We start from the raw sequence: 20,401 nt of genomic DNA, 5'->3' as shown, positions 1-20,401 counted from the left end.
TCTCCACGATGAGCGATTGCTCTGTTCGGGGAAGGTGTGCCGGCACCGCCTTGAATCTTGTCCGCTCGAATAGATAGGTCAGATTCGATAGATCCCGGAGTTCAGATTTCACCGTGGAGAGCCGATTTTGGCCGCGGTTTCGAGGGGCGGAAATTATATTGACAGCACTCTGCCACTGGGTGACGCCGACGGATCACCGGGGAACACGGGGATGGCGCCGGGGTGAGCGGGCGCGCCCGGGGGACCGATTTAGTCCGTCGGGTCGTCGCGGTCGCGGTTCCAGCGTTCGGCCGCGAACTTCTCGTCCGCGCGCTCGCGAGCGGCGGCCAGTTCCGCGTCGGACCACGTGCCTTCGTGGGCATTGGCCCAGGTGCGGAGCGCTTCGGTCAAGTCCGCGACGGCCTCCTCGCGGGGGGTGCCGGACTGCTCGGCGACGCCGGTCACCCGTTCGTCGAAGTCGCCGGGCGTCGCCGCCGGGTCGGCGAAACACGAGAGGTGGCGCTCGGTCGTCCGCTCGAAGGTGATCGACCCGTGCTGGACGACGGCGTCGCGCTGTCGGTACTGGGCGTTGCCCGAGATCTTCCGTCCGTCGCCCGCCACCACGTCGTGGGCCGGGTGGAGCGCCCGCAGGTAACACGCGGGTTCGTACACCGCCGGTCGCTCCGACTCGGCGAACCCCGCGTCGATCCCCATGCCCTCGAAGGCATCGAGAAGCGGTTCGCAGAGCAGTTCGTAGGATTCGAGCAGGTCGCCGGGGAGCTCGTCGGCCGGCGCGACGATCGAGTAGGAGATGTCGCCCCGTTCGTCGTGGTAGATGGCGCCGCCGCCGGTGGGCCGGCGGGTGACCGTGATCCCCTCGCACTCGCAGAAGTCCCAGTCGACGGTCGCGGGGTCCTGGTGGTACCCCAGCGAGAGCGTGCTGGGGTCCCACCGGTAGACGCGCAGCGTCCGGACGTCCTCGTCGGCCGCCGACTCGGCGGCGATCTCGTCGAGCGCCATGTTCATCGGGCCCGAGCGGGACTCCTCGGTGATCAGCCGCCACTCCCGGTCGGCCAGGTCCATGCGCGCCCTTGGAGCAGTGCCAGGAAATGGGTTGCGTTGCGGACGAGTCAGGACCGGCGAGTCCCCAGAGCGACCGCGACCGCCAGCGCGCCACACAACGCGAACGGGACGGCGACCAGCGGGTGGGTCAGCCGCGAGAGCGCGAACTCGGCGAACTGGAAGAGGAACGGCTGGGCGACCTCGAACCCGAACCAGCGGGCCAGTTCGCCCGTCGTCCGGTCCGTCGAGACACCGGGGACAGGCCGGTGAAGCGGGAGCAGTCGTCGCCCGTACGGCAGGTACAGCAGGAACGTGACGACCAGGGCCGCGAGCAGGCCACCGACGGCCCGGCCGAACGCTCGCAGGACCCAGTCACGCTGCCCCCAGTCGCGCCGTCCCCGGACGCGTGCCGGCGTTCGCGATCGCATTGCTGTACTGAACGTGTCGGCGAGCGGTGATAAGTGCTCGGCCCGGCCGGGTCAGAACGGGCCGGTCGAGACGACGTTTCGCATGACCGAGCGCTCGGCGCGGCGGAGCAGTTCGGCGGCCGTCCCCGGCGCGCAGTCGAGGCGCTCGCCGACCTCCGCGACGGTCCCCTCGCTGGGCGTCTCGTAGTAGCCACAGTCGACCGCGGCCGCGACCGCCTCGAACTGCCGGTCGGTCAGGTCGCTGCCCGCGTCCAGCCGGCGGGCGTCGTACTCCCCGATCTCCAGGACCTCGACGTCCATCCCCTCGGGCGTCTCCTCGACGGCGGTCTGGATCGTCTCAGCCGGCCCCACCGCGGTCAGCCGCACCGTCCCGTCGGCGCGGTACTCGATCGGCATCACCCCGACCAGCCCGGGCTGGGAGAACGCGCCGACGAACTCCCGGCTGTGCTCGGGGATCTCCTCGCGGACGTAGAGGTAGAACGTGTCGTCGGGACAGCGGGATATCTCGTATTCGAGCACGCTGTCGACGGACGCCAGCGCGGGTTCGTAGGGGTCGGGATCGCCGTCGACGTGAAACAGGAACGCCGACCCGCCCTCCCGGACGGGTGTGAACTGGAGCAGTCGCGAGACCGAGTACCCCTCGTGCTCGACGACGTACTGGTGCATCGGGTGGCGTACCGTCGGTTCCTGGTGGACTGCGGCCCGCAGGTAACGCATGGATCGACCGATTCCGAGCGGCCGCATATAAATCCGGCCCACTGGTGAGGCCCAACGGCGAATGGGCGGCCCCGCCAACTCCGCGTATGGCCACGCAGGAACAGGTGGGAACGGGCGCGGGCGAACCGGCCGGAGCGTCGCTCCTCGACGCGGCCCTCGCCGTCGTTCCCGACGACGCCGTGACCGACACCGAACAGCACCTGAACGCCCCCGCGCTGGTCGTCCGCGCGGACCGGGTTCGGGCCGCCCTGACCGCTCTGCGCGACGAGGCCGGCTTCGACCACTGCGCCTGTGTCACCGGCCAGGCGTACGGCGACCGCTACGAGTCTATCTACCACCTCCGGAGCTACGACGACCCGACGCGCGAACTCTCCGTGGTCGTCCCCGTCCCCGCCGACCGGCCGGTCAGCGAGAGCGCCGCGCCGGTGTATCCGACCGCCGACTGGCACGAACGGGAGGCCTACGACCTCGTCGGCGTCGAGTACGAGGACCACCCGGACCTCCGTCGGATCCTCCTGCCCGAGACCTGGCAGGGCCACCCGCTGGACCCGGACTTCGACCAGACCGAACCGCAGATCGTCACCTTCCGCGAACACGAGAACCCGCTGGCCGACGACCACCGGGACGGGGACACCCTGTTCGTCAACGTGGGGCCCCACCACCCGGCGACCCACGGCGTCCTCCACCTCGGCGTCGCCCTCGACGGCGAGTACGTCGCCGACGTGACTCCCGACCTCGGGTACATCCACCGCTGCGAGGAGCAGATGTGCCAGCAGGGCACCTACCGCCACCAGATCATGCCCTACCCCGACCGCTGGGACTGGACCGGCGCCGGCCTCTGCAACGAGTGGGCCTACGCCCGCGTCGCCGAGGACCTGGCCGACATCGAGGTTCCCGAGTACGCCCAGGTCGTCCGGACGATGAGCGCCGAACTCTCGCGGATGCTCGGGCACTTCCTCGCGGTCGCCACCTACGCGCTCGACGTGGTCGGCGAGTTCACCGCCGCGTTCATGTACGGCATCCGCGACCGCGAGATCGTCCAGGACGTCCTCGAAGACCTGACCGGCCAGCGCCTCATGTTCAACTACTTCCGCCTCGGCGGCGTCGCCTGGGACCTGCCCGAGCCCCGCGCGGAGTTCTTCGAGTCGATCCGGGAGTTCGTCGACGGCCTCCCCGCCAAACTCGCCGAGTACCACGACCTGCTGACCGGCAACGAGGTCTTCCAGCTCCGGACCGTCGACACCGGGGAGCTACCCCCCGAGACCGCGAAGGAGTACGGCTGTACCGGGCCGGTCGCCCGCGGGTCGGGCATCGACTACGACCTCCGGCGGGACGACCCGTACGGCTACTACCCGGAACTCGACTGGGACGTCGTCACCGAGGACGGCTGCGACAACTACGCGCGCGTGCTCGTGCGCCTGCGCGAACTGGAACAATCGGCCCGCATCGTCGAACAGTGCGTCGACCTCCTGGAGGACTGGCCCGAGGACGACCGGACGGTCCAGGCGAACGTCCCACGGACGCTCCGCCCGGACCCCGACACCGAGATCTACCGCGCCGTCGAGTCCGCCAAGGGCGAACTCGGCATCTACATCCGCTCGGACGGCACCGACAAACCCGCCCGCTTCAAGATCCGCGGTCCATCGTTCTCGCACGTCTCCGTCCTCGACGAGATCGCTCGCGGCGAGCTCGTTCCGGACCTGATCGCCACCGTCGGCAGTCTCGATCCCATCATGGGCGACGTGGACCGCTGATCCGCTATCGAGGACTTCCACGATCTGGACCGCTGGGCCGTCGTCGGGCGTCCGCCTCGGATCCGGTCGGCCGTCCGCGACGGGTCCGGGCGGCCGCCCGCGGCGGATCCAGTCGGCCGTCCGCATCGAATCCGATCGGCCGCGATCTCGTCGTCTGTCGTGAGGCGACTGCCGTTCACTGCGACTCTCGCCGGTCGGTCTTCCGGACCGGTTCGACCACCGAGTGCCATCTTGCAACGATGACCACGATCGTCGAACGACAGTGCATAATCTGTCGTGAGACCGGTTCTGGACGCTGAAACGCGCCTTTGATCCACCAGCCGACATATAACCCAACGTGAACGATAGGCGGGTATGCGACAGGTTATTGTCACAGTGGCGGTGGTCGCGCTGGTCGTCGTGGCCGGCTGTTCGAGCAGCGGAGGGAGCGCCGACGTGGCGGTCGGCGACGGCGGCGACGGCGGCGGCGCGATAGGCGGAGGTGACGGGGCCAGCGGTGCGATGGGCGGAGGCGACGGCGGCAGCGGAAGCGTCGGCGTCACCGCCGGCGGCGCGCAGGACGCCAACGCCTTCCGGACGAACGTCGAGGAGGGGTACGTCCCGCAACCGACGGACCTCACCTACGAGGGGCTGTTCCACGACTACTACTTCGACACCGGCCAGGACCGGCCGTGCGAGCAGCTGTTCTGCCCGTCCTACAGCACCGCAGTGACGCGCGACCCGCTCTCGAACGACACCGAGCGGTTCGTCACCGTCGGGCTGAACTCGGGCCTCTCGAAGCGCGACTTCGAGCGCAAGCCGCTGAACCTCGTGGTCGTCGTCGACACCTCGGGGTCGATGGAGAGCCAGTTCGACGACTACTACTACGACGGCGGCGAGCGGAAGGAAGTCGAGGAGAACCAGGCCAAGATGGACGCCGCCGGTGACGCCGTCGTCTCGATGCTCGGGAAGCTCGACGGCGACGACCGCGTGGGCGTCGTCGGGTACGACGATACCGCGCGAACCGTCCAGGGGCTCCGGCGCGTCTCCGAGATCGACCGCGGCGACCTGCGGAGCGACGTGCGCAGTCTGAAGGCCGGGGGCGGGACGAACCTCGACGCCGGGATGAGCGAGGCGCGCGACATGCTCGACGAACACGGCAACGACAGCGAGCGCGAGACGCGGGTCGTCTACGTCACCGACGCGATGCCCAACCTCGGCGACACGGACGGCGACTCGCTGGAGTCGCGGCTTCGATCCCAGGCGAATCAGGGGATCCACTCCACGTTCGTCGGCGTCGGCGTCGACTTCAACTCCCGGCTGACCGAGACCATCTCGACGGTCCGGGGCGCGAACTACTACTCCGTCCACTCGCCCGCGGCGTTCGAGGAGCGCATGGACGAGGGCTTCTCGTACATGGTGACGCCGCTGGTGTACAACCTCTCGCTGCGAGTCGCCGGCGACGGCTACGAGATCGAGAACGTCTACGGGTCACCCCAGGCCGACACCGCCAGCGCCCGGTTGATGGAAGTGTCGACGCTGTTCCCCTCTCGGCGCGAGGGCAACAAGACCGAGGGCGGCGTCGTCCTGCTGGAAGTCGAGCGGACCGGCGAGGATCCCACCCTGGGGCTCGTCGCGAGTTACGAGGAACCCGGCGGGAACGCCCACCGGGTGGTCAGGAACGTCTCGTTCGAATCCCGGGAAGCGCCGTACTACGAGTCGACGGGAGTGCGCAAGGCCGTCGCGCTCAGCGAGTACGGGACGCTCATGCGCAACTGGATGGCCCACGAGCGCGCCGACGGCGGGGAGGGCGCGACCGCCGTCGAGCAATCCATCGAGTACCGCGAGTACGACAGCCAGTGGGAGCAGGGATCGGTCGACCTCAGCGTCTCCGAGCCCTACGGCGGCCGGATCGACCGCTTCCTCGAGTACTTCCGCGCCCAGCAGTCCGCGCTCGGTGCCGACCGGATGGACCGCGACGACGCCGTGCTCGAACGGCTCGCTTCGGCGGACGGCGGGGCGGCCGGAGAGGAGGCCGCTGACGACGTCCGGACAGACGTGAGCACCGACCGGACGACGGACGACCGCGAGGCCGTCGCGCCCGCGGACGAGGGCGGCCGGAACGCCGACGCGTCGTCGAACGCCGGGCTGTGGAACCTGTTCGGCGGCAACTTGCCCGTGTTCGGCGCCCTTAACCTGCTCGTCACTCTCTGCGTCGCCGCCTTCGGGATCAGGCAGAAGCGGCGGTCGCGGTCACACGGCGAAGACGCCGTTCGGTGACGGAACGCGGAGGCAGCGGCGTATCCGGTGCGAGCGATCGAGAGTGCGCCCGCGGGCCGCCGGACGCCAGGGGGTTTAAGAGCGGACAGTCCTTGACGAACGAACACGAATCGAGGGGAGCGACCCCGCGACACTCCCGACGATGGAAGGAACACTCTGGCAGGTGCTGGCCGGGACGCGAGGCGGCACCAACCGGGCGCGTATCCTCCGGGCGCTCGAGGAGCGCCCGCGCAACGCCAACCAGCTCGCGGACGCGCTCGATCTCGACTACAAGACGGTCCGTCACCACCTCGACGTCCTCTGCGAGGAAGACCTGATCCGCCGGAGCGGCGACGGCTACGGCGCAATCTACCTGCCGACGGACCGACTGCGGGGGTGCTGGGACACCGCGGAAGAGATAATCGACCGCGTCACCGCGCAGTGACCGTCAGAAGAGGCCGATCCCGACCGCGTAGGGCCAGGCCTGGCCGCCGAGGGCCACGAACGCGAGCGTGCCGCCGGCCAGCGCGACGTTCTTGAGGAACTGCGTCATCTCGGTCTGGGCCTGGTCGTCGGGGACCGCCCAGAAGTCGTGGAACGTCACCGCCGACACCAGCAGGAAGACCGCCGCCGCGCCCGCCGCGATGACTGGCACCACCCCGAGCACGATACCCAGCCCGCTGAAGACGAGCAGGACGCCGGACGCGACTACCGCGAGCTTCGGCGCGGGCAGGCCCTTCGCCCCGGCGTACCCGGCCATCCCCTCGACGTCCGAGAAGTGGTTGAGCCCCGTGAACGCGAGCACGCCCCCGAGCAGCACGCGCGCGAGGAGGAAGAGTATCCCCCCGGCCGCCGTCTCGACGACCATCAGGCGACCGCCCCCGTTCGCGTCCGGCCGTTCAGTTGATCGCTCGGATCGGATCCGTACGGATCTCGTACCACTGTCATCGGTACTCCATACGCCCCCGCCACACATATACGTTATCTGACATTGGTGTCACCGGGAGGCGTGAGTGTTACCACCGGCTGTCGGTATCACCTCGGGGAGACGACGGAGCCGCGACGGCGAACGGGCCCACCGCAGGTGAAGAGGACAATCCGGTTTCGTCGTGATACCCGGTTCGTCAACGAACCACCTAAGTAGCTGCCGGCGGTACAGATATCCATGGCAACGAACGCGGACGCAGAGGCGGCGAACCCCGAGGCGTGTCCGGTGGTCGACTCGCTCGAACAGATCGGTTCCCAGTGGCGGCTGGTCGTCCTCTACGACCTCCAGGGCGACGAGAAGCGGTTCAACGAGCTCAAACGTTCGACCGGCGCCAGTTCGCGGACCCTCTCGCGCGTCCTCGACGACCTGCAAGAACTCGATCTAGTGGACCGGCGCCTCGAAGAGGACGCGCCGGTCGCGACCTTCTACTCGCTGACCGCGAAGGGCGAGTCGCTCTGCCCCGTCTTCGACGCCATCGAGTCGTGGGCCGACGAGTGGCTCGGCGGGGACGCCGACGAGACCGAGGCCATGGCCGCGGTCGAAGCCGTCGCCAACGAGTGACTCGCTCGACGCCGTAGGTTCCGGGGGTCGGCCCATCCCGAGTGCGGTTGCCGTCTCACCTTCTCGCAGAGAATCCCACACGTACCGGCTAGCTCGGCTTGTCTCGACCGATCGAGGCGACCTGCGTTCGGCTGACCTCGCCTGATTTTATATCGCGGTATTCGATTTATCGGCGGTCGATACCCGACGCGTCGGGCTTTTCCCTATCGACGGAGTACGACCGAGTAATGGTCCAGAACGTCGCATCTGTGATAGCCGACCTCGAAGCCGAGGACTTCTATCTCCTCTCGGGGGTCGAACAGGGGATGCGCTTCTCGGAGTACGTCAACCGCGAGAAGCTCCCCGAGTACACGCGCCTGTCGGCCGAGGACGTCGACTACCGGCTGGACCGCTGCGAGGACCGCGGGCTGGTCGAGCGAAAGACCATCCAGTACGAGGGGTTCAAGCTCACCTTCGAGGGGTACGACGCGCTCGCGCTCCACACCTTCGCCGAACGGGAGACCTTCGACGGCGTCGGTGCCCCCCTCGGCGTCGGCAAGGAGAGCGACGTGTACGAGGTGCGCTCGTATCGCCCGCTCGCGCTGAAGTACCACCGCGAGGGGTACACCAACTTCCGGGAAGTGATGAAAGAGCGCGACTACACCGCCGACCGCGACCACGTCTCCTGGCAGTACACCGCGCGCAAGGCCGCCGAGCGCGAGTACGAGGCCCTGGAGTCGCTCTACCCCGACGTGTCTGTCCCCCAGCCGATCGACCACAACCGCCACGCGCTGGTTATGGAGAAGGTCGACGGCGTCGAGCTCTCGCGGACGAAACTCACCGACGAGCAGGTGGTCCCCGTCCTGGAACTGGTGCTCGACGAGATGGCGACGGCCTACGCCGAGGGGTACGTCCACGCCGACATGAGCGAGTACAACGTCTTCGTCACCGAACAGGGGGTCGTCGTCTTCGACTGGCCCCAGGCCGTCCCGACCGACCACGACAACGCGCGCGAACTCCTCGAACGCGACGTCGAGAACGTCGTCGGCTATTTCGGCCGCAAATACCCGAGCCACGTCGACGGGGTCGACGTCCCCGCCCTCGCCGAGGCGCTCGCCGACGACTCCTTCGACTCGGTCGCCGAATTCGCCGAGTGAACCCGATTTCGGGCGATCCATCCTTTTCTGACCATTGTGAAGCAACAGGACCCCAGGATCGTTTCGTACTCGTAAATCACATAACGCGATATCAAATCTACCCCTACTCGGGATCGAACGCGCACGAAATCGGTCAACGCCGACGGGTCGCACTGAACGCAAGCGATTTACAGGACGGCTGAGAGGAATCGGGCACGCATCCTCCACAGATGGGAGACCACTCGCCGGCACCGGACCGCATCGTCGAACTCGTCGAGACCGGATCGGACGAAGCCCGACCCGCGCTCGAACGCCTGGCGGACGCGCCGGCGGCCGAGCGGAACGAGACGCTCCGGACGCTCCGCGCGCTCGCGGACGAGCGGGCCTCCCCGTTGAGCGAACTGCTCCCGGCAGTCGCGCCGTTCCTGACCGACGACGAGCGGTCGGTCCGGCTCGCGACCGCGAAGCTGTTCGTCGCGGTCGCGGAGACCGATCCCGAGGCCGCCGTCCCGACCGTCCAGCCCCTCGCTGACCGCCTCGCCGACGACGACGAGTTCTACTACGTGCGCGCCCGATCGGCCGAGGCGCTCGGGTACGTGGCTCTCGAACGCCCGGACGCGGTGGCCTCGCCCGACCTCCTCGCCGACCTCCGCGTCGGGCTGGCGTTCGACGAACCGGAGGTCAGGGAGAAACTCGCCAAGGCGCTCGAGTTCGTCGCGCTCGGCGACCCCGAACGGCTCCGCCACCAGGTCCCCAGGCTGGCCGAACGGCTGGACGACGAGAACGACCTCGTCAGGTACCACCTCTCGACTGCGCTGGTCGCCGTCGGCTGTGCGGATCCGGACCGCCTGGCCGACGCCGCCGCCGAACTCGACTCGCGGCTCGACGACTCGAACTCGTTCGTGCGGGGACGAGCGGCCGAGGCACTGGGGCTGCTCGGTGCAGCGGACGCCGACGCGCCGGTCCCGACCGGGAGAATCGCTGAACTCACGGACGACGAAGCGGCGTTCGCCGCCGATCGCGCGCGGTTCGCCGCGTCAGTTCGCGACGACGGCGGCACCGGCGGCGACCCGGACGAAGCGGGGATCGGATCGCTGGACGGCGTCCGCGAAGCGACGGCGACGGCCATCGAAGAACTCACCGCGCCGGACGCCGAGGGCGAGTGCCCCCACTGCGGGCTCGAACTCCCGGAGAGCGGGTCGCCGATGTGTCCGCGCTGCGGAGCGCCGCGGTAGCACTCGACGCTCACGACCCGTCTGCGCAGACACCGGCGGTGTCCCGCGGGTACCCGCTCGCCGAGCCCGCATGACAGCGCGGACGACATCGTACGGGACTGTCAGCATTTTTGGCTAGCCTAAATTCCGGAAACGCTTTATGTGATTTAGGTGAGCCTAAATCCATGGTGCGTGATTCCGGCGCGGACGGTGGACCGACGCGCAGAGACTGCGTGAAGTACGGTGGGACGCTCGTGGGTGGCGGGCTTCTGGCCGGTTGCCTGGACGGCGAGGCTGACGGGTCGCCCGAGGGAGACGACACGGGAAGCACCTCGACCCGGGCCGAGACCGGTTCGCCGACGGCGTCGGGGACGTCGGCGAGCGAACCGGACCGGTCCGAGACGGCCACGGCAACCGGCGGCCATTCGGCGGAGATGGCGCCGGTCGGCACCGTCGAGTTCGAGTCGGTCCCCGAGAGCTTCGTCGGCGGGTGGGGCTTCGAGGCCGACGTCATGACGGCGCTCGGCGAGAGCGACAAGCTCGTCGCCGCCGAGGGCAACCAGTTCTGGTACACCGGCTTCTACGACCAGCTTCCGGGAGTGTCCGTCCCCGAGCCCGACTCGGTCGAACTCGTCAGAACGGACGACTGGAGCCTCCGGGAGGAGTTCCTCTACGAACTCGACCCCGACCTGTTGGCGACCGACCCGAATCGCTACGTCTCCTACTACGGGGTCGGCGAGGAGGAGATAGCGGAGCTCCACGACTCCGTGGCGCCGTTCTTCGGCAACTCCAGCCGACGCAAACGCGGCGACGGGTGGCCGACGTGGCCCGGCGGCGAGTCCTACGCCTACTACTCGGTCCCGGAGTTCCTCTCGCGCTACGGCGACGTCTTCCGCAAGTCCGCACAGGCGACGGCGTTCAACGAGTTCTATCGGACCGCCCTCTCGGCGATGCGCTCGAAGGTCCCCCCGCGGGACGACCGACCGGAGGTCGCGCTCCTGAACGCCCAGATAAACCCCGAGACGCAGGGCTTCTTCCGGGCGTACAACCCGCGGACCGCGCTCGACCAGACCTACGGGAAAAAGCAGTACCGCGACCTGGGCGTCGTCGACGCCTTCGCCGGCCAGTACGGCGGCCAGCCGGGGATCAAGGTCGACTACGAGGCGCTGCTGGACGTCGACCCCGACGCTATCGTCTTCCACTTCGGGCTCAACTACCGCGACTGGAACGGCGAGAACGCGCTCCGGAAGAGGGTCGAGGGAATGCGAGACAGCTCACTCGGTACCCAGCTGTCGGCCGTGCAGGACGACGAACTGTACGTCGGCGGCTCGGCGTACCAGGGCCCGATCATCAACCTGTTCCAGACGGAGATGCTCGGGAAGCAGCTCTACCCCGAGGCGTTCGGCGAGTGGCCCGGCGCGGTCACCGACGCCGACCTGCCGGAGATCCCCCCCGGGGAGCGACTGATCGACCGCGAGCGGATGGCTGCTATCGTCAGCGGAGCGTTCTGAAATGGGAGAGAAAGACACAGAGACGACCGACGGACCGAGCCGCAGAGACTACCTGCAGTACGGCGCGGCCCTCGGGGCCGGGCTGGTCGCCGGCTGTACCGGCGGCGGATCCACGCCGACCGACGGTACTGGGGAAGGCGCAGACGACCCCGAGACGGCGTCGCCGTCACCGACCCCGACGGCCACGCCGACGCCCACGACCGGGGACGCCGAGACGGCGGCGACGGACTCGCCGACGCCGACTGACGGCACTCCATACACCGTGGAGATGGCGCCGATGGGCGAGGTCACCTTCGAGGAGGTCCCCCAGACGATCTTCACCCGCCTGACCCACCTCGCGGGGATGGCGTTCGCGGTCGGTCGCGGGAACGACGTGAACGCGATGCACGCGCCGGACTACTACCACGCGCTGTGGAACCAGTTCACGCCGCGACTCCCCGGCGTCGAACTCGACTGGTCGGGGCTGTACTCCTCGTGGGAACCGACGAAAGAGCGGCTCTACGAGCTGGACAGCGACGTCCACCTCGCCGATCCGGCGAGCGTGCTCTCGCTGGGGAGCTGGAACGCGGCCGACGTCGAGGAGGTGCGGGAGAACATCGGGCCGTGGTTCGGGAACCACTACAGCAACCGACACCTCTCGCCGCCGGACGAGTACGCCGACCGCTATCGCTACTACGGCCTCTGGGAGATGTTCGAGAAGGTCGCGCAGGTGTTCCGGGCGGGCGACCGGTACGAGGCGCTCGCGGAGGTGCACGCGACGGTGCGCGAGACGATCGAAGCGAACCTGCCCCCGAAACGCGAGCGACCCACGGCGCTGATGGCGGGGCTGACGGACGTCGAGAGCCCGTGGGTGTACAAGACCGACGCGCCGGGGTTCCTCGCGGCGCACGTCAGACCGCTTGGGGCGCGCGGTGCCCTCGGCGAGGACGTCAGTTCCGGCAGCCAGATCGACATGGAGGGACTGCTGGAGGCCGACCCCGACGTGATCTTCGCGCTCGGCGGGATGCACCCCGACACCGACATGGCGAGGATCCGGCAGGACCTCGAAGACCACTCGGTCGGGAGCCAGATCTCCGCGGTCGAGAACGGCCGCGTCTACGCGCAGGGCGCGCGCTACCAGGGCCCGATCCTGAACCTGTTCCAGCTGGAGATGACCGCCAAGCAGCTGTATCCGGAGACGTTCGGCGAGTGGCCCACCTACGTCGACGGGCCGTACCCGGAGATCCCCGCGGAGGAGCAACTGTTCGACCGCCAGCGCGTCGCGGACGTCATCAACGGAGACATCTGACATGCACGACGACACGAATTCGACGACGGAATCGACGCGGCGAGCACATCTCAAGGCCGTGAGCGCGCTCGTCGCGGGCGCGTCGATCGCCGGCTGTGCCGGCGACGACGGCGCGACGGACGAGCCGGACGGGGCGGACGCGACCGGGACCGGGCCGACTGAGACGGCGGAGGGGTCACAGCGCGCGACGCCGACGCCGGACCCGACCGCAACCGAGACGCAGGCAGAGACGACGGCGATGGCGGAGTCGACGCCCCCGTCGGCGTCCTACTCGGTCACGATCCCGCCCGCGGGGACGGTGACGTTCGAGTCCGTCCCGGAGACGTGGGTCGCTGAGAACGCCAGTTGGGCGGACATGGGCGTCGCGCTCGGGCTGGGCAAGCCCAGCGCGGTCGTGCTCACCGGCGAGTACCGGACGTGGCAGTACGAGGACATCCCGGGACTCTCGACGAGCAAGTCCGGGATGACCTCGCTGTGGCAGGACGGCATCTCGAAGGAACTGCTCTACGACATCGACGCCGACGTCCACTTCATCGACCCGAACTACATGATCAACCTCATCCCCAACTGGGACGAGGCGGACGTCGCGGAGGTGAGCGAGGGCGTCGGGCCGTTCTGCGGCAACACGAGCTTCTCGACGTACCCCTGGCACGAGGGGTACCCGTACCTGAGCCTGTACGAGGCCACGGAGAAAGTTGCGCAGGTGTTCCAGCGGACGGACCGTTACGAGGCGCTCCGGGCGCTCCACGACGAGGTGATCTCGGGCGTGGACGAGCGGCTCCCGCCCGAGAGCGACCGGCCCGCGATCGGGCTCGTGTCGCCGGCGTCGACCGAGCCCGAGGAGTTCTACCCGTACCGCCTCGGGGAGACGACGGCCTACAAGCACTGGCACGACCTCGGCGTCAGCGACGCCTTCGACGGCACCGACATCGCGAGTTTCACGTCGGACCGCGGCTCGATCGACTACGAGTCACTCCTGGAGGTCGATCCGGAGGTGCTGGTGCTGTACACCGACCAGCACCGGCCGCGCTCGGACTTCCGGTCGACGTACCTCGAGTTCATGCGCGAGCACAGCGCGGCGGGCCAGCTCACCGCCGTCCGGAACGGGGACGTCTACCCGGCGGGCGGGATGTACCAGGGACCGATCGCCAACCTCGCGAAGACCGAGCGCGCGGCGGCACAGCTGTACCCCGACGAGTTCGGCCGCGACGAACGGCTCTACGACCGACAGCGGATCGCGGACATCGTGGCCGGGCGACACGGCGAGAACTGAGCGGTCGGGGGACTGCCGTCCGGCGCCCCTCGTTTTGGCGTGCCTAAAAACCGGCAGCTATTTATGCATTTTAGGCTAGCCGAAAACTATGGCACGAGACTCCGGCCCGCGCGGCGGATCGACGCGCAGGAGCTATCTCGGACGCGCCGGCGCGCTCGTCGCCGGCGGGCTGCTGGCCGGGTGTATCGGCGGGTGCGGTCACCGCAGGGAGGACGAGACACGATGATAGGCACGACGCTCACCGACATCCGGGAACGCATCGAGGCGCTCGCCACCGAGGACGGGTCGTACTACGTGGTCTGCGGGCGGACCGGCGAACGACCGGTGCCCGCGGCCGGGCTGCGGTTCGACACCCGCACGGCGGCGCGAGCCGCCGTCCACGCCACCGAGCAGTACCGGAGCGCGCTCAGGCGCTACGATCCGCGGACGCCGCGCTACGACCTGATCGTCTGCGAGGAGGGGGACTCGCTCGACCTGCCCGACGGACTGTCCGAGAGCGATCCGGACGCCGGGGGGACGGCGCCGGGACCCCTCCGCGACGGCGAGGAGCGCCAGCCGGCGCGCCGTCGCCGGATCGAGTTCTGTCACCGGGTCGCCGCCGCGACCTTCGAGACGCTCTCCGACGGGGAGTGCGAGGGCGTCGAGACAGCGATCATGGACACGTACTTCGAGCGCGCGGAGACCGTCGAGGACCCCGACGACCTCTGTCTGTGCCTGCTGGAGAGCATGGCGACCGAGATCGACGAGCGGCTCAGCCCCCGCCGCCAGGCGGACGTGCTGTCGGCCACGGCGGCGCAACTCGGTCCGGGAGAGCGCGCGGACGAGCCCGTGACCGCGGCGCTGCGAGCGCTCCGCCGCCGCGGGCTGGTCGGCGAGTTCACGTGCGCTCCGGCGGCCATCGACCGAGCGAGCGGCGCCCGGTCGGTCCGCACGACGCTCTCGGAGTACGCGCTCTCGCCGCAGGGCGACCGCCTGCCGGTACTCCCGGTCGCGGTCGAACTCTACCGGCACCGGCCCGCGATGGCACCGGCGGCGCTGCGCGTCGCCGCCGCGGACGAGGGGTGGCGAATCACCGTCGAACTCGGCGCCGAGGGGGAACCCGACGGGCTGGCGAGCGCCCCGATCCGTCCGAACGCGTAGCATGTCCGCCGAATCGCACGGTCATCGCGCACACGAGCGCGCCCGGAGCGAACGCGCCGCCTTCGACGCGAAACTGGACACGCCCCGCCTCGTTCGGAGGGCGTGAGTCCCGTGTCCCGACGCCCTGGGCCGGCACGAGCGGAAAGGAGACGGTCCGCACGAACGGAAGGGGTGCCGCCGTGACCGGGGAGGCCCAGTACCTGGTCGCGCTCTACCGCGCCGAGCGGGAGCTGTCCCCGCCGATCCCGCCGAGCCGCGTCGCCGAGACGCTGGACCGGTCGCCCGCCGCGACGACGGAGATGTTACAGCGGCTGGAAGCGCGCGGCCTCGTCTCGCACGAACCGTACGAGGGCGCGACGCTGACGGCCGAGGGCCGGGCGACCGCCGCCGACCTCCACGACACCTACCGGACGCTCGCCCGCTTCTGCCGGGAGGTGCTCGACCTCGACGACTACGAGGAGGAGGCGATGCGGCTCACCGGCAACGTCAGCCCGACGGTTGCGGAGCGACTGGCCACGACGCTCCTCGCAAGCGAGGGCACCGCCGACCAGGAGGTCCCCCCGCAGTCACCGCGGTCCGAGTGACCCGCGACGGCGCTCCGGTACCGATTCGCCCATCGGCGTCCGGCCGGGGCCGCCGCCCCGGCGAACCGAGCCCTTTTTATTTTAGGTGTGCCTAAACACCGCTAATGGCCGCTGGCAGCCAGTCACACACGCGAGAGGGATCCGGACGGGAGCAGACCGACCAGCCCGAGATAACCGTCTGCGAGAGCGCCCCGGGGAGGTCGGTCTTCCTCGAATCGGGGAACACCGACGGGTGGATCGCGAGCGACACGACCCTCGAGGTGTGGCGGTGACGAGACGATGACGGGGGACGCCGAGGACGAGCGGACGACCATCAGAACCGGCAGGGAGTTCGAGCAGGAGTACCGACTGGACGCGAGCGAGGCCGGCGAGTTCCTGATCGAACTGGGCGAACAGCTCCGCGACGGCGACGAGCTCACGATCACCGACGACGAGTGGGAGCTCCCGTTCGCCTTCGGCGAGCCCGTCGAACTGGAAGTGGACTTCGACGGCGTCGGCGAGCCGGAGCTCGAGATCGAACTCGAACTGCCGGGTCGAACCGACGAAAAAGCGCCGCGTATCGAGTGACCGCAGCGGTCAGTTTCTCGGACGGTCTTCGTTATTCGAGCGCGGCCTCGGTGACCAGCGAGTCGTCCTCGAGGTAGTGGTCGAAGTGGTGGGCGTGGTCTTCGAGGTGTTCGAGCTGTTCGCGGAGCATCTGCGCGGTGGCGTGGTCGCCGAGGCCCTCCGCGAGTTCGATGTGCTCGCGGTAGCTCTCGATGACGTCGCCGTACATCTCCAGGTCGTTGGCCAGCGACGTGCGGATGTCGTAGACGTCCTCGTCCTCGGGCTCGACCGTCGCGGCCTCGGAGAGCGCGTCCATGCTCGCGTGGGGAACGCCGCCGAGGGCCTGCAGTCGCTCGGCGATCTCGTCCGCGGCCTCCTCGACCTCCTCGTAGGCCTCCTGGAGGAAGACGTGGATGTCGAGGAACTCCGCGCCCTCGACGTTCCAGTGGTGCTTGTGGAGCTGGTGGTACAGCACGTACGCGTCGGCGAGGTCGGCGTTCAGCGCTTCGATGACCTGTCGGGCCTTCTCCTCGTCGAGCCGAACGGGGTTCGAGCCGACGGTTCCGGCCTCCTGGCGGACGGTCTTCTGGGTGTTCATTACGCACGGTACTCGGTCGCCCAGCGGCTTATAACTTTTCAACACTCGGACAGTTTTCGCCTCGCCTAACTTTTGCTCCGGACCGCGTCGCCCGGACGGCGAGCCGGAAGTGGATCCCGGATCCGGATTCGGCCGTGTAGGGCGCGATCGAGGCCACCACTGGACGCCCCGGGATAGGTTTTGGCACGCCTAAAATCCGGAACGACTAAGTAGTATTTAGGCTAGCCTAAAACATGGCGCGAGACGCCGACACGACGGGAGAACCGACGCGCAGAGAGTTCGTGACCTACGGGACCGCGCTGGTGGGCGCGGGAGCGGTCGCGGGCTGTGCGGCAGACGAGGCGCCGACCGACGCGGCGGACGGCGGTGGCGGCGGCGCCGACGTCGAGGGGGGCACCGACAGCGGGTCCGGCGGCACCGCGACGCAGACGGGCACCGCGACGGACGCGACGACGCCGTACTCGGTGACGATGGCGCCGGTGGGGGAGGTCACCTTCGACGCGGTCCCCGAGGCGTGGATCGCCTACTGCGGCGAGTACGCCGACATGGGCGTCGCACTCGGACAGGCCGACGGGATGACGGGCATCGGCGGCGTGGACCGGTACCACACGGACGTCTACGACGAGTTGCCCGGCGTGAGCGTCGACCGCGAGCCCCTGGAGCGCCACCCCGAGGTCAGGACCAAAGAGCAGTTCTACGAACTGGAGAACGACGTCCACCTCTACGACCCGGGGATGCTGATCAACTGGTTCGACTGGGACCAGTCGGACGTCGACGAGATCGCCGACAACGTGGGGCCGTTCGTCGGGAACCTGATCTTCCGCCGGTCCGACGAGTGGCACGACTACCGCTACTACACGCTCTACGAGGCCTTCGAGAAGGTGGCGACCGTCTTCCAGCAGCGCGAGCGCTTCGAGGCGTTCGAGCGGTTGCACGACGAGTTCATCGCCGATCTGCAGCGCCGGCTCCCGCCCGCGAGCGACCGGCCGAACGTGTTCCTGACCTTCGAGGGCACGAACGAGCCGGAGACCTTCTCGCCGTACCGGCTCAACGACCGCGGGACGAGCAAGAAGCAGTGGCGCGACCTCGGTGTCGCCGACGCACTTGCGGGGACCGGCGTCGAGAACCTCAGCACCGAGAACCGCGGCGAACTGGACTACGAGAACCTGCTGGAGGTCGACCCGGACGTGCTCCTGATCCGCGGCCACGAGCGCAAGTCCGCGACCGAGTTCCGCGACACCGTGGTGGCGTTCATGGAGGACCACCCCGTCGGGAGCCAGCTCTCGGCCGTCCAGAACGGGCGGGTGTACCGCGGCGGCTACCTCCACCAGGGGCCGATCCACAACCTCTTCCTGACCGAGCGGGCCGCGAAGCAGCTCTACCCGGACACCTTCGGAAAGGTGACCGGCGACGCCGAGCTGTTCGACCGCCAGCGGGTGGCCGACATCGTGAACGGCGAATTCGGCGGCGAGTGACGACGCGACGGCGACGGCGGCGTCCGTCCCTCTCGTCTTCGAACGGTCCCGGGCCGACCGCGGCCGGGTCAGTTGGGGACCCGGTAGGTCAGGTCGACCGCGTCGAGCAGGGGGTCGTTCCGGTCGAGGTTCGTCTCCAGTTCGACGTGCAGCGAGTCGAGCATGGTGTCGACCAGATCCTGACGCTCGGCGCTGCTCGACCAGGCGTCGCCGGAGACGGGCGTCCCGATCTCCATCGCGACGCTCTGGTTCGGGTAGATCGTCCGCATGTGGTACGGCTCGTCGTGGTTGGCCAGTCGGACCGCGTACGCCGACAGGCCCTCGTAGTCCGGGTGGAGCACCTCGATGACGTCGCGCTGGGGGTGACCCAGCGACGAGCTCGGGCGGTGAGGGTTGTTCCAGTGGCCGTCGGCCAGGTTCGCCCCGTCGCCCGAGGGGCCCAGCCACCAGATGACGGCGCCGTCCTGGAAGTACGGCACCTCGCTGGTGTTCGTGAGCCGGATGTACTGGTTGAGGTACCCGCCGCCCTGGTCGTGGATCCGGACCTCCGCCTCCATCGGCGCGTTGGCCGTGAATCCGTCGCCCATCGACTCGCCGGTGACGGGGTGGATCTTGTCGGCCGCGGCGTCGAGCACCGGGTTGTCCTCGTTGGTGAGGACGGAGTCGGGCAGGGGCGCCGCGCTCCCCCACTCGCGGCTGTCGTCGTACTGGGGCTGGTCGTGGATCCGGTCGCGCACGCGGACCTCGTCGGGCTGGTACGTCCGCGCGTCCGTCGGCCAGCGGTCCTGGATCAGCTGATCCGGGTCGTTGGTCGCGGCCGTCGGTCCCCCGGTCTCCGCCCAGACGCTCTGGGGCTCGTCGTGGGTTCCCGGGTCTTCGGTCTCGTCGGGCAGCAGCGCCAGCCGCGGGAGGAGTTTGACCGTCGCGTGCGCGGGGAAGTCGTTCTCCGCCAGCTGCTGGACCATCGGTAGCGCCTGGGACCCCAGGTCGCCGAGGGTCAGCGAGCCGTCCTGGACGTTGTTCCGGACCGCCTCGACATCGTAGCCGAACTCCGCGGCCTTCTCTGCGTCCGTCCAGCCGTCGCCCGAGGAGTACTCGTCGGGCATGTAGTCGAGGAAGTCACGCGGCACGTAGTACGGGTCGTCGAAGTGCTCGCACAGCTCCGCGACCGTCGTCTCCGCCGTGATCTCCGCCGGGAGCGTGTCGGGCTCCGGCGGCCGGTCGGGGAACGGCACGTCCCAGCCCGGCCCGGAGTCGGTCGGGGTGTCGGTGCCGTCGTCCGGCGTCTCCGTCCCGTCGTCGGGCGTGTCCGTCGGTGTCGGCGTCGAACCGTCCGTCGGAGGCGCCGTCGTCGTCCCGCCGCCGCTCCCCCCGCCGTCGGGGCCCGTCGAGAACGCGATCCGGTCGATCTCGACCGCGCCCGACGACCCCTCCCAGAAGTTCATGCGCACGGCCTGCGGGTTCGACAGGTCGGCGCCGGCCGCCGCGAGGTCGACCGAGACGGTCGACCACTCGGTCCCGATCGCGTCGTCGGTGAGGTTCGCGAGCAGGTCCTCGGCGCCGCCGACCTTCAGCCGGAAGTGCGACTCCTCGCCGCCCGCGTCCCCCCGAACGCGGAGCGCGAGGTACTGGTAGTCCGAGACGTCTTGCGTCACGTTGCTCGCGAACCAGCCGGCGTTGTCGTACTCCAGACGGAGCGCGCCGTCGGCGACCGCTCCCGAGCCGCTGCCGTTCTCGAAGCTCCCCGCGCCGGCCCAGTTCCCCAGGTCGTTCGACCCCGGATACGCGCCGCCGTCGAACTCGTGGACGGCCAGCGTCGAGTCCTGTCCCAGGACCGTCGACGCCAGCCCCAGACTACCGAATGCGATTCCCCCTTTCAGTACCGTTCGCCTGTCTACCATTGCGGTTTACATGTTCGTTTGATTCCTAT

21 protein-coding genes are annotated in these 20,401 nt (G+C 69.1%); 15 read left to right on the top strand and 6 right to left on the bottom strand.

From position 1 onward, the window contains the following. Window positions 1-249 precede the first annotated feature (249 nt). Genes PSC72_RS07545 through PSC72_RS07535 form a run of 3 tightly spaced genes read right to left on the bottom strand, consistent with a single transcriptional unit; the run spans window position 250 to window position 2,186 of the window. The gene (locus PSC72_RS07545) at window positions 250-1,062 is read right to left on the bottom strand and encodes a lipoate--protein ligase family protein (RefSeq protein WP_274325279.1); all 813 of its coding nucleotides are present in this window, start codon (window positions 1,060-1,062) and stop codon (window positions 250-252) included. A 47-nt stretch (window positions 1,063-1,109) separates the two neighbouring features. Then, on the bottom strand, window positions 1,110-1,469 hold the full coding sequence (locus PSC72_RS07540) for a hypothetical protein (protein ID WP_274325278.1): 360 nt from the start codon (window positions 1,467-1,469) through the stop codon (window positions 1,110-1,112). A 51-nt stretch (window positions 1,470-1,520) separates the two neighbouring features. Further along, window positions 1,521-2,186, bottom strand: coding sequence for a helix-turn-helix domain-containing protein (locus tag PSC72_RS07535; protein WP_274325277.1), 666 nt, complete (start codon window positions 2,184-2,186; stop codon window positions 1,521-1,523). 86 nt (window positions 2,187-2,272) lie between these two features. Between PSC72_RS07535 and PSC72_RS07530 the strand changes: the two genes are divergently transcribed. The 3 genes from PSC72_RS07530 (at window position 2,273) to PSC72_RS07520 (ending at window position 6,623) form a co-directional block, all read left to right on the top strand. Then, window positions 2,273-3,940 carry an NADH-quinone oxidoreductase subunit D gene (locus PSC72_RS07530; protein ID WP_274325276.1) on the top strand — a complete coding sequence of 556 codons (1,668 nt, stop codon included), beginning with the start codon at window positions 2,273-2,275 and terminating at the stop codon, window positions 3,938-3,940. Between the two features lie 354 nt (window positions 3,941-4,294). Next, window positions 4,295-6,199: a vWA domain-containing protein gene (locus tag PSC72_RS07525; protein WP_274325275.1), complete on the top strand. Its 1,905-nt coding sequence runs from the start codon at window positions 4,295-4,297 to the stop codon at window positions 6,197-6,199. 142 nt (window positions 6,200-6,341) lie between these two features. Continuing rightward, the gene (locus PSC72_RS07520; protein ID WP_274325274.1) at window positions 6,342-6,623 is read left to right on the top strand and encodes an ArsR/SmtB family transcription factor; all 282 of its coding nucleotides are present in this window, start codon (window positions 6,342-6,344) and stop codon (window positions 6,621-6,623) included. A gap of 3 nt (window positions 6,624-6,626) precedes the next feature. Here the strand turns inward: PSC72_RS07520 and PSC72_RS07515 are convergent, their stop codons facing one another. Further along, entirely contained in the window at window positions 6,627-7,046 is a 420-nt protein-coding gene (locus PSC72_RS07515) for a DoxX family protein (protein ID WP_274325273.1), read from the bottom strand. 297 nt (window positions 7,047-7,343) lie between these two features. Between PSC72_RS07515 and PSC72_RS07510 the strand changes: the two genes are divergently transcribed. From PSC72_RS07510 to PSC72_RS07460, 11 genes are all read left to right on the top strand, one after another. Next, on the top strand, window positions 7,344-7,727 hold the full coding sequence (locus PSC72_RS07510; protein WP_274325272.1) for a winged helix-turn-helix transcriptional regulator: 384 nt from the start codon (window positions 7,344-7,346) through the stop codon (window positions 7,725-7,727). 227 nt (window positions 7,728-7,954) lie between these two features. Then, a complete protein-coding gene (locus PSC72_RS07505; RefSeq protein WP_274325271.1) occupies window positions 7,955-8,863 on the top strand; it encodes a serine/threonine-protein kinase RIO2 in 909 nt (302 codons plus the stop codon). Window positions 8,864-9,072: 209 nt separating this feature from the next. Next, window positions 9,073-10,077, top strand: coding sequence for a HEAT repeat domain-containing protein (locus PSC72_RS07500; RefSeq protein WP_274325270.1), 1,005 nt, complete (start codon window positions 9,073-9,075; stop codon window positions 10,075-10,077). Window positions 10,078-10,241: 164 nt separating this feature from the next. Beyond that, window positions 10,242-11,567, top strand: a complete 1,326-nt coding sequence (locus tag PSC72_RS07495) for an ABC transporter substrate-binding protein (protein WP_274325269.1) — start codon at window positions 10,242-10,244, stop codon at window positions 11,565-11,567. A gap of 1 nt (window position 11,568) precedes the next feature. Continuing rightward, the gene (locus PSC72_RS07490; RefSeq protein WP_274325268.1) at window positions 11,569-12,855 is read left to right on the top strand and encodes an ABC transporter substrate-binding protein; all 1,287 of its coding nucleotides are present in this window, start codon (window positions 11,569-11,571) and stop codon (window positions 12,853-12,855) included. Window position 12,856: 1 nt separating this feature from the next. Beyond that, window positions 12,857-14,128, top strand: a complete 1,272-nt coding sequence (locus PSC72_RS07485) for an ABC transporter substrate-binding protein (protein WP_274325267.1) — start codon at window positions 12,857-12,859, stop codon at window positions 14,126-14,128. Between the two features lie 88 nt (window positions 14,129-14,216). Next, entirely contained in the window at window positions 14,217-14,354 is a 138-nt protein-coding gene (locus tag PSC72_RS07480) for a hypothetical protein (RefSeq protein ID WP_274325266.1), read from the top strand. Then, complete coding sequence (locus PSC72_RS07475) at window positions 14,351-15,268, top strand: DUF7551 domain-containing protein (protein WP_274325265.1); 918 nt, start codon at window positions 14,351-14,353, stop codon at window positions 15,266-15,268. Before PSC72_RS07480 ends, PSC72_RS07475 begins: the two co-directional genes overlap by 4 nt. 179 nt (window positions 15,269-15,447) lie before the next feature. After that, complete coding sequence (locus PSC72_RS07470) at window positions 15,448-15,852, top strand: metal-dependent transcriptional regulator (RefSeq protein WP_274325264.1); 405 nt, start codon at window positions 15,448-15,450, stop codon at window positions 15,850-15,852. A gap of 104 nt (window positions 15,853-15,956) precedes the next feature. Next, complete coding sequence (locus tag PSC72_RS07465; protein WP_274325263.1) at window positions 15,957-16,124, top strand: hypothetical protein; 168 nt, start codon at window positions 15,957-15,959, stop codon at window positions 16,122-16,124. 7 nt (window positions 16,125-16,131) lie between these two features. Next, window positions 16,132-16,419, top strand: coding sequence for an amphi-Trp domain-containing protein (locus PSC72_RS07460; protein WP_274325262.1), 288 nt, complete (start codon window positions 16,132-16,134; stop codon window positions 16,417-16,419). 31 nt (window positions 16,420-16,450) lie between these two features. Here the strand turns inward: PSC72_RS07460 and dpsA are convergent, their stop codons facing one another. Continuing rightward, window positions 16,451-16,996, bottom strand: coding sequence for a DNA starvation/stationary phase protection protein DpsA (gene dpsA / locus PSC72_RS07455; RefSeq protein WP_274325261.1), 546 nt, complete (start codon window positions 16,994-16,996; stop codon window positions 16,451-16,453). A gap of 233 nt (window positions 16,997-17,229) precedes the next feature. Between dpsA and PSC72_RS07450 the strand changes: the two genes are divergently transcribed. Continuing rightward, window positions 17,230-18,471 carry an ABC transporter substrate-binding protein gene (locus PSC72_RS07450; protein WP_274325260.1) on the top strand — a complete coding sequence of 414 codons (1,242 nt, stop codon included), beginning with the start codon at window positions 17,230-17,232 and terminating at the stop codon, window positions 18,469-18,471. Window positions 18,472-18,539: 68 nt separating this feature from the next. On the opposite strand, the gene PSC72_RS07445 is transcribed toward PSC72_RS07450, so the two are convergent. Further along, the gene (locus PSC72_RS07445) at window positions 18,540-20,372 is read right to left on the bottom strand and encodes a hypothetical protein (RefSeq protein ID WP_274325259.1); all 1,833 of its coding nucleotides are present in this window, start codon (window positions 20,370-20,372) and stop codon (window positions 18,540-18,542) included. Window positions 20,373-20,401 lie beyond the last annotated feature (29 nt).

The sequence above is a fragment of the Halosimplex aquaticum genome (assembly GCF_028747785.1).
Lineage (GTDB): Archaea > Halobacteriota > Halobacteria > Halobacteriales > Haloarculaceae > Halosimplex > Halosimplex aquaticum.
Note: the sequence above shows the minus strand (reverse complement) of the source record. Positions and strands in the feature narration are given on the sequence as shown.

Coding starts and splice junctions, on each gene's coding strand:
- PSC72_RS07485 (WP_274325267.1), top strand. CDS start 12,857: ATGCACGACGACACGAATTCGACGACGGAATCGACGCGGCGAGCACAT.
- PSC72_RS07480 (WP_274325266.1), top strand. CDS start 14,217: ATGGCACGAGACTCCGGCCCGCGCGGCGGATCGACGCGCAGGAGCTAT.
- PSC72_RS07505 (WP_274325271.1), top strand. CDS start 7,955: ATGGTCCAGAACGTCGCATCTGTGATAGCCGACCTCGAAGCCGAGGAC.
- PSC72_RS07460 (WP_274325262.1), top strand. CDS start 16,132: ATGACGGGGGACGCCGAGGACGAGCGGACGACCATCAGAACCGGCAGG.
- PSC72_RS07495 (WP_274325269.1), top strand. CDS start 10,242: ATGGTGCGTGATTCCGGCGCGGACGGTGGACCGACGCGCAGAGACTGC.
- dpsA (WP_274325261.1), bottom strand. CDS start 16,996: ATGAACACCCAGAAGACCGTCCGCCAGGAGGCCGGAACCGTCGGCTCG.
- PSC72_RS07535 (WP_274325277.1), bottom strand. CDS start 2,186: ATGCGTTACCTGCGGGCCGCAGTCCACCAGGAACCGACGGTACGCCAC.
- PSC72_RS07465 (WP_274325263.1), top strand. CDS start 15,957: ATGGCCGCTGGCAGCCAGTCACACACGCGAGAGGGATCCGGACGGGAG.
- PSC72_RS07490 (WP_274325268.1), top strand. CDS start 11,569: ATGGGAGAGAAAGACACAGAGACGACCGACGGACCGAGCCGCAGAGAC.
- PSC72_RS07530 (WP_274325276.1), top strand. CDS start 2,273: ATGGCCACGCAGGAACAGGTGGGAACGGGCGCGGGCGAACCGGCCGGA.
- PSC72_RS07500 (WP_274325270.1), top strand. CDS start 9,073: ATGGGAGACCACTCGCCGGCACCGGACCGCATCGTCGAACTCGTCGAG.
- PSC72_RS07545 (WP_274325279.1), bottom strand. CDS start 1,062: ATGGACCTGGCCGACCGGGAGTGGCGGCTGATCACCGAGGAGTCCCGC.
- PSC72_RS07510 (WP_274325272.1), top strand. CDS start 7,344: ATGGCAACGAACGCGGACGCAGAGGCGGCGAACCCCGAGGCGTGTCCG.
- PSC72_RS07515 (WP_274325273.1), bottom strand. CDS start 7,046: ATGGTCGTCGAGACGGCGGCCGGGGGGATACTCTTCCTCCTCGCGCGC.
- PSC72_RS07525 (WP_274325275.1), top strand. CDS start 4,295: ATGCGACAGGTTATTGTCACAGTGGCGGTGGTCGCGCTGGTCGTCGTG.
- PSC72_RS07520 (WP_274325274.1), top strand. CDS start 6,342: ATGGAAGGAACACTCTGGCAGGTGCTGGCCGGGACGCGAGGCGGCACC.
- PSC72_RS07540 (WP_274325278.1), bottom strand. CDS start 1,469: ATGCGATCGCGAACGCCGGCACGCGTCCGGGGACGGCGCGACTGGGGG.
- PSC72_RS07445 (WP_274325259.1), bottom strand. CDS start 20,372: ATGGTAGACAGGCGAACGGTACTGAAAGGGGGAATCGCATTCGGTAGT.
- PSC72_RS07475 (WP_274325265.1), top strand. CDS start 14,351: ATGATAGGCACGACGCTCACCGACATCCGGGAACGCATCGAGGCGCTC.
- PSC72_RS07450 (WP_274325260.1), top strand. CDS start 17,230: ATGGCGCGAGACGCCGACACGACGGGAGAACCGACGCGCAGAGAGTTC.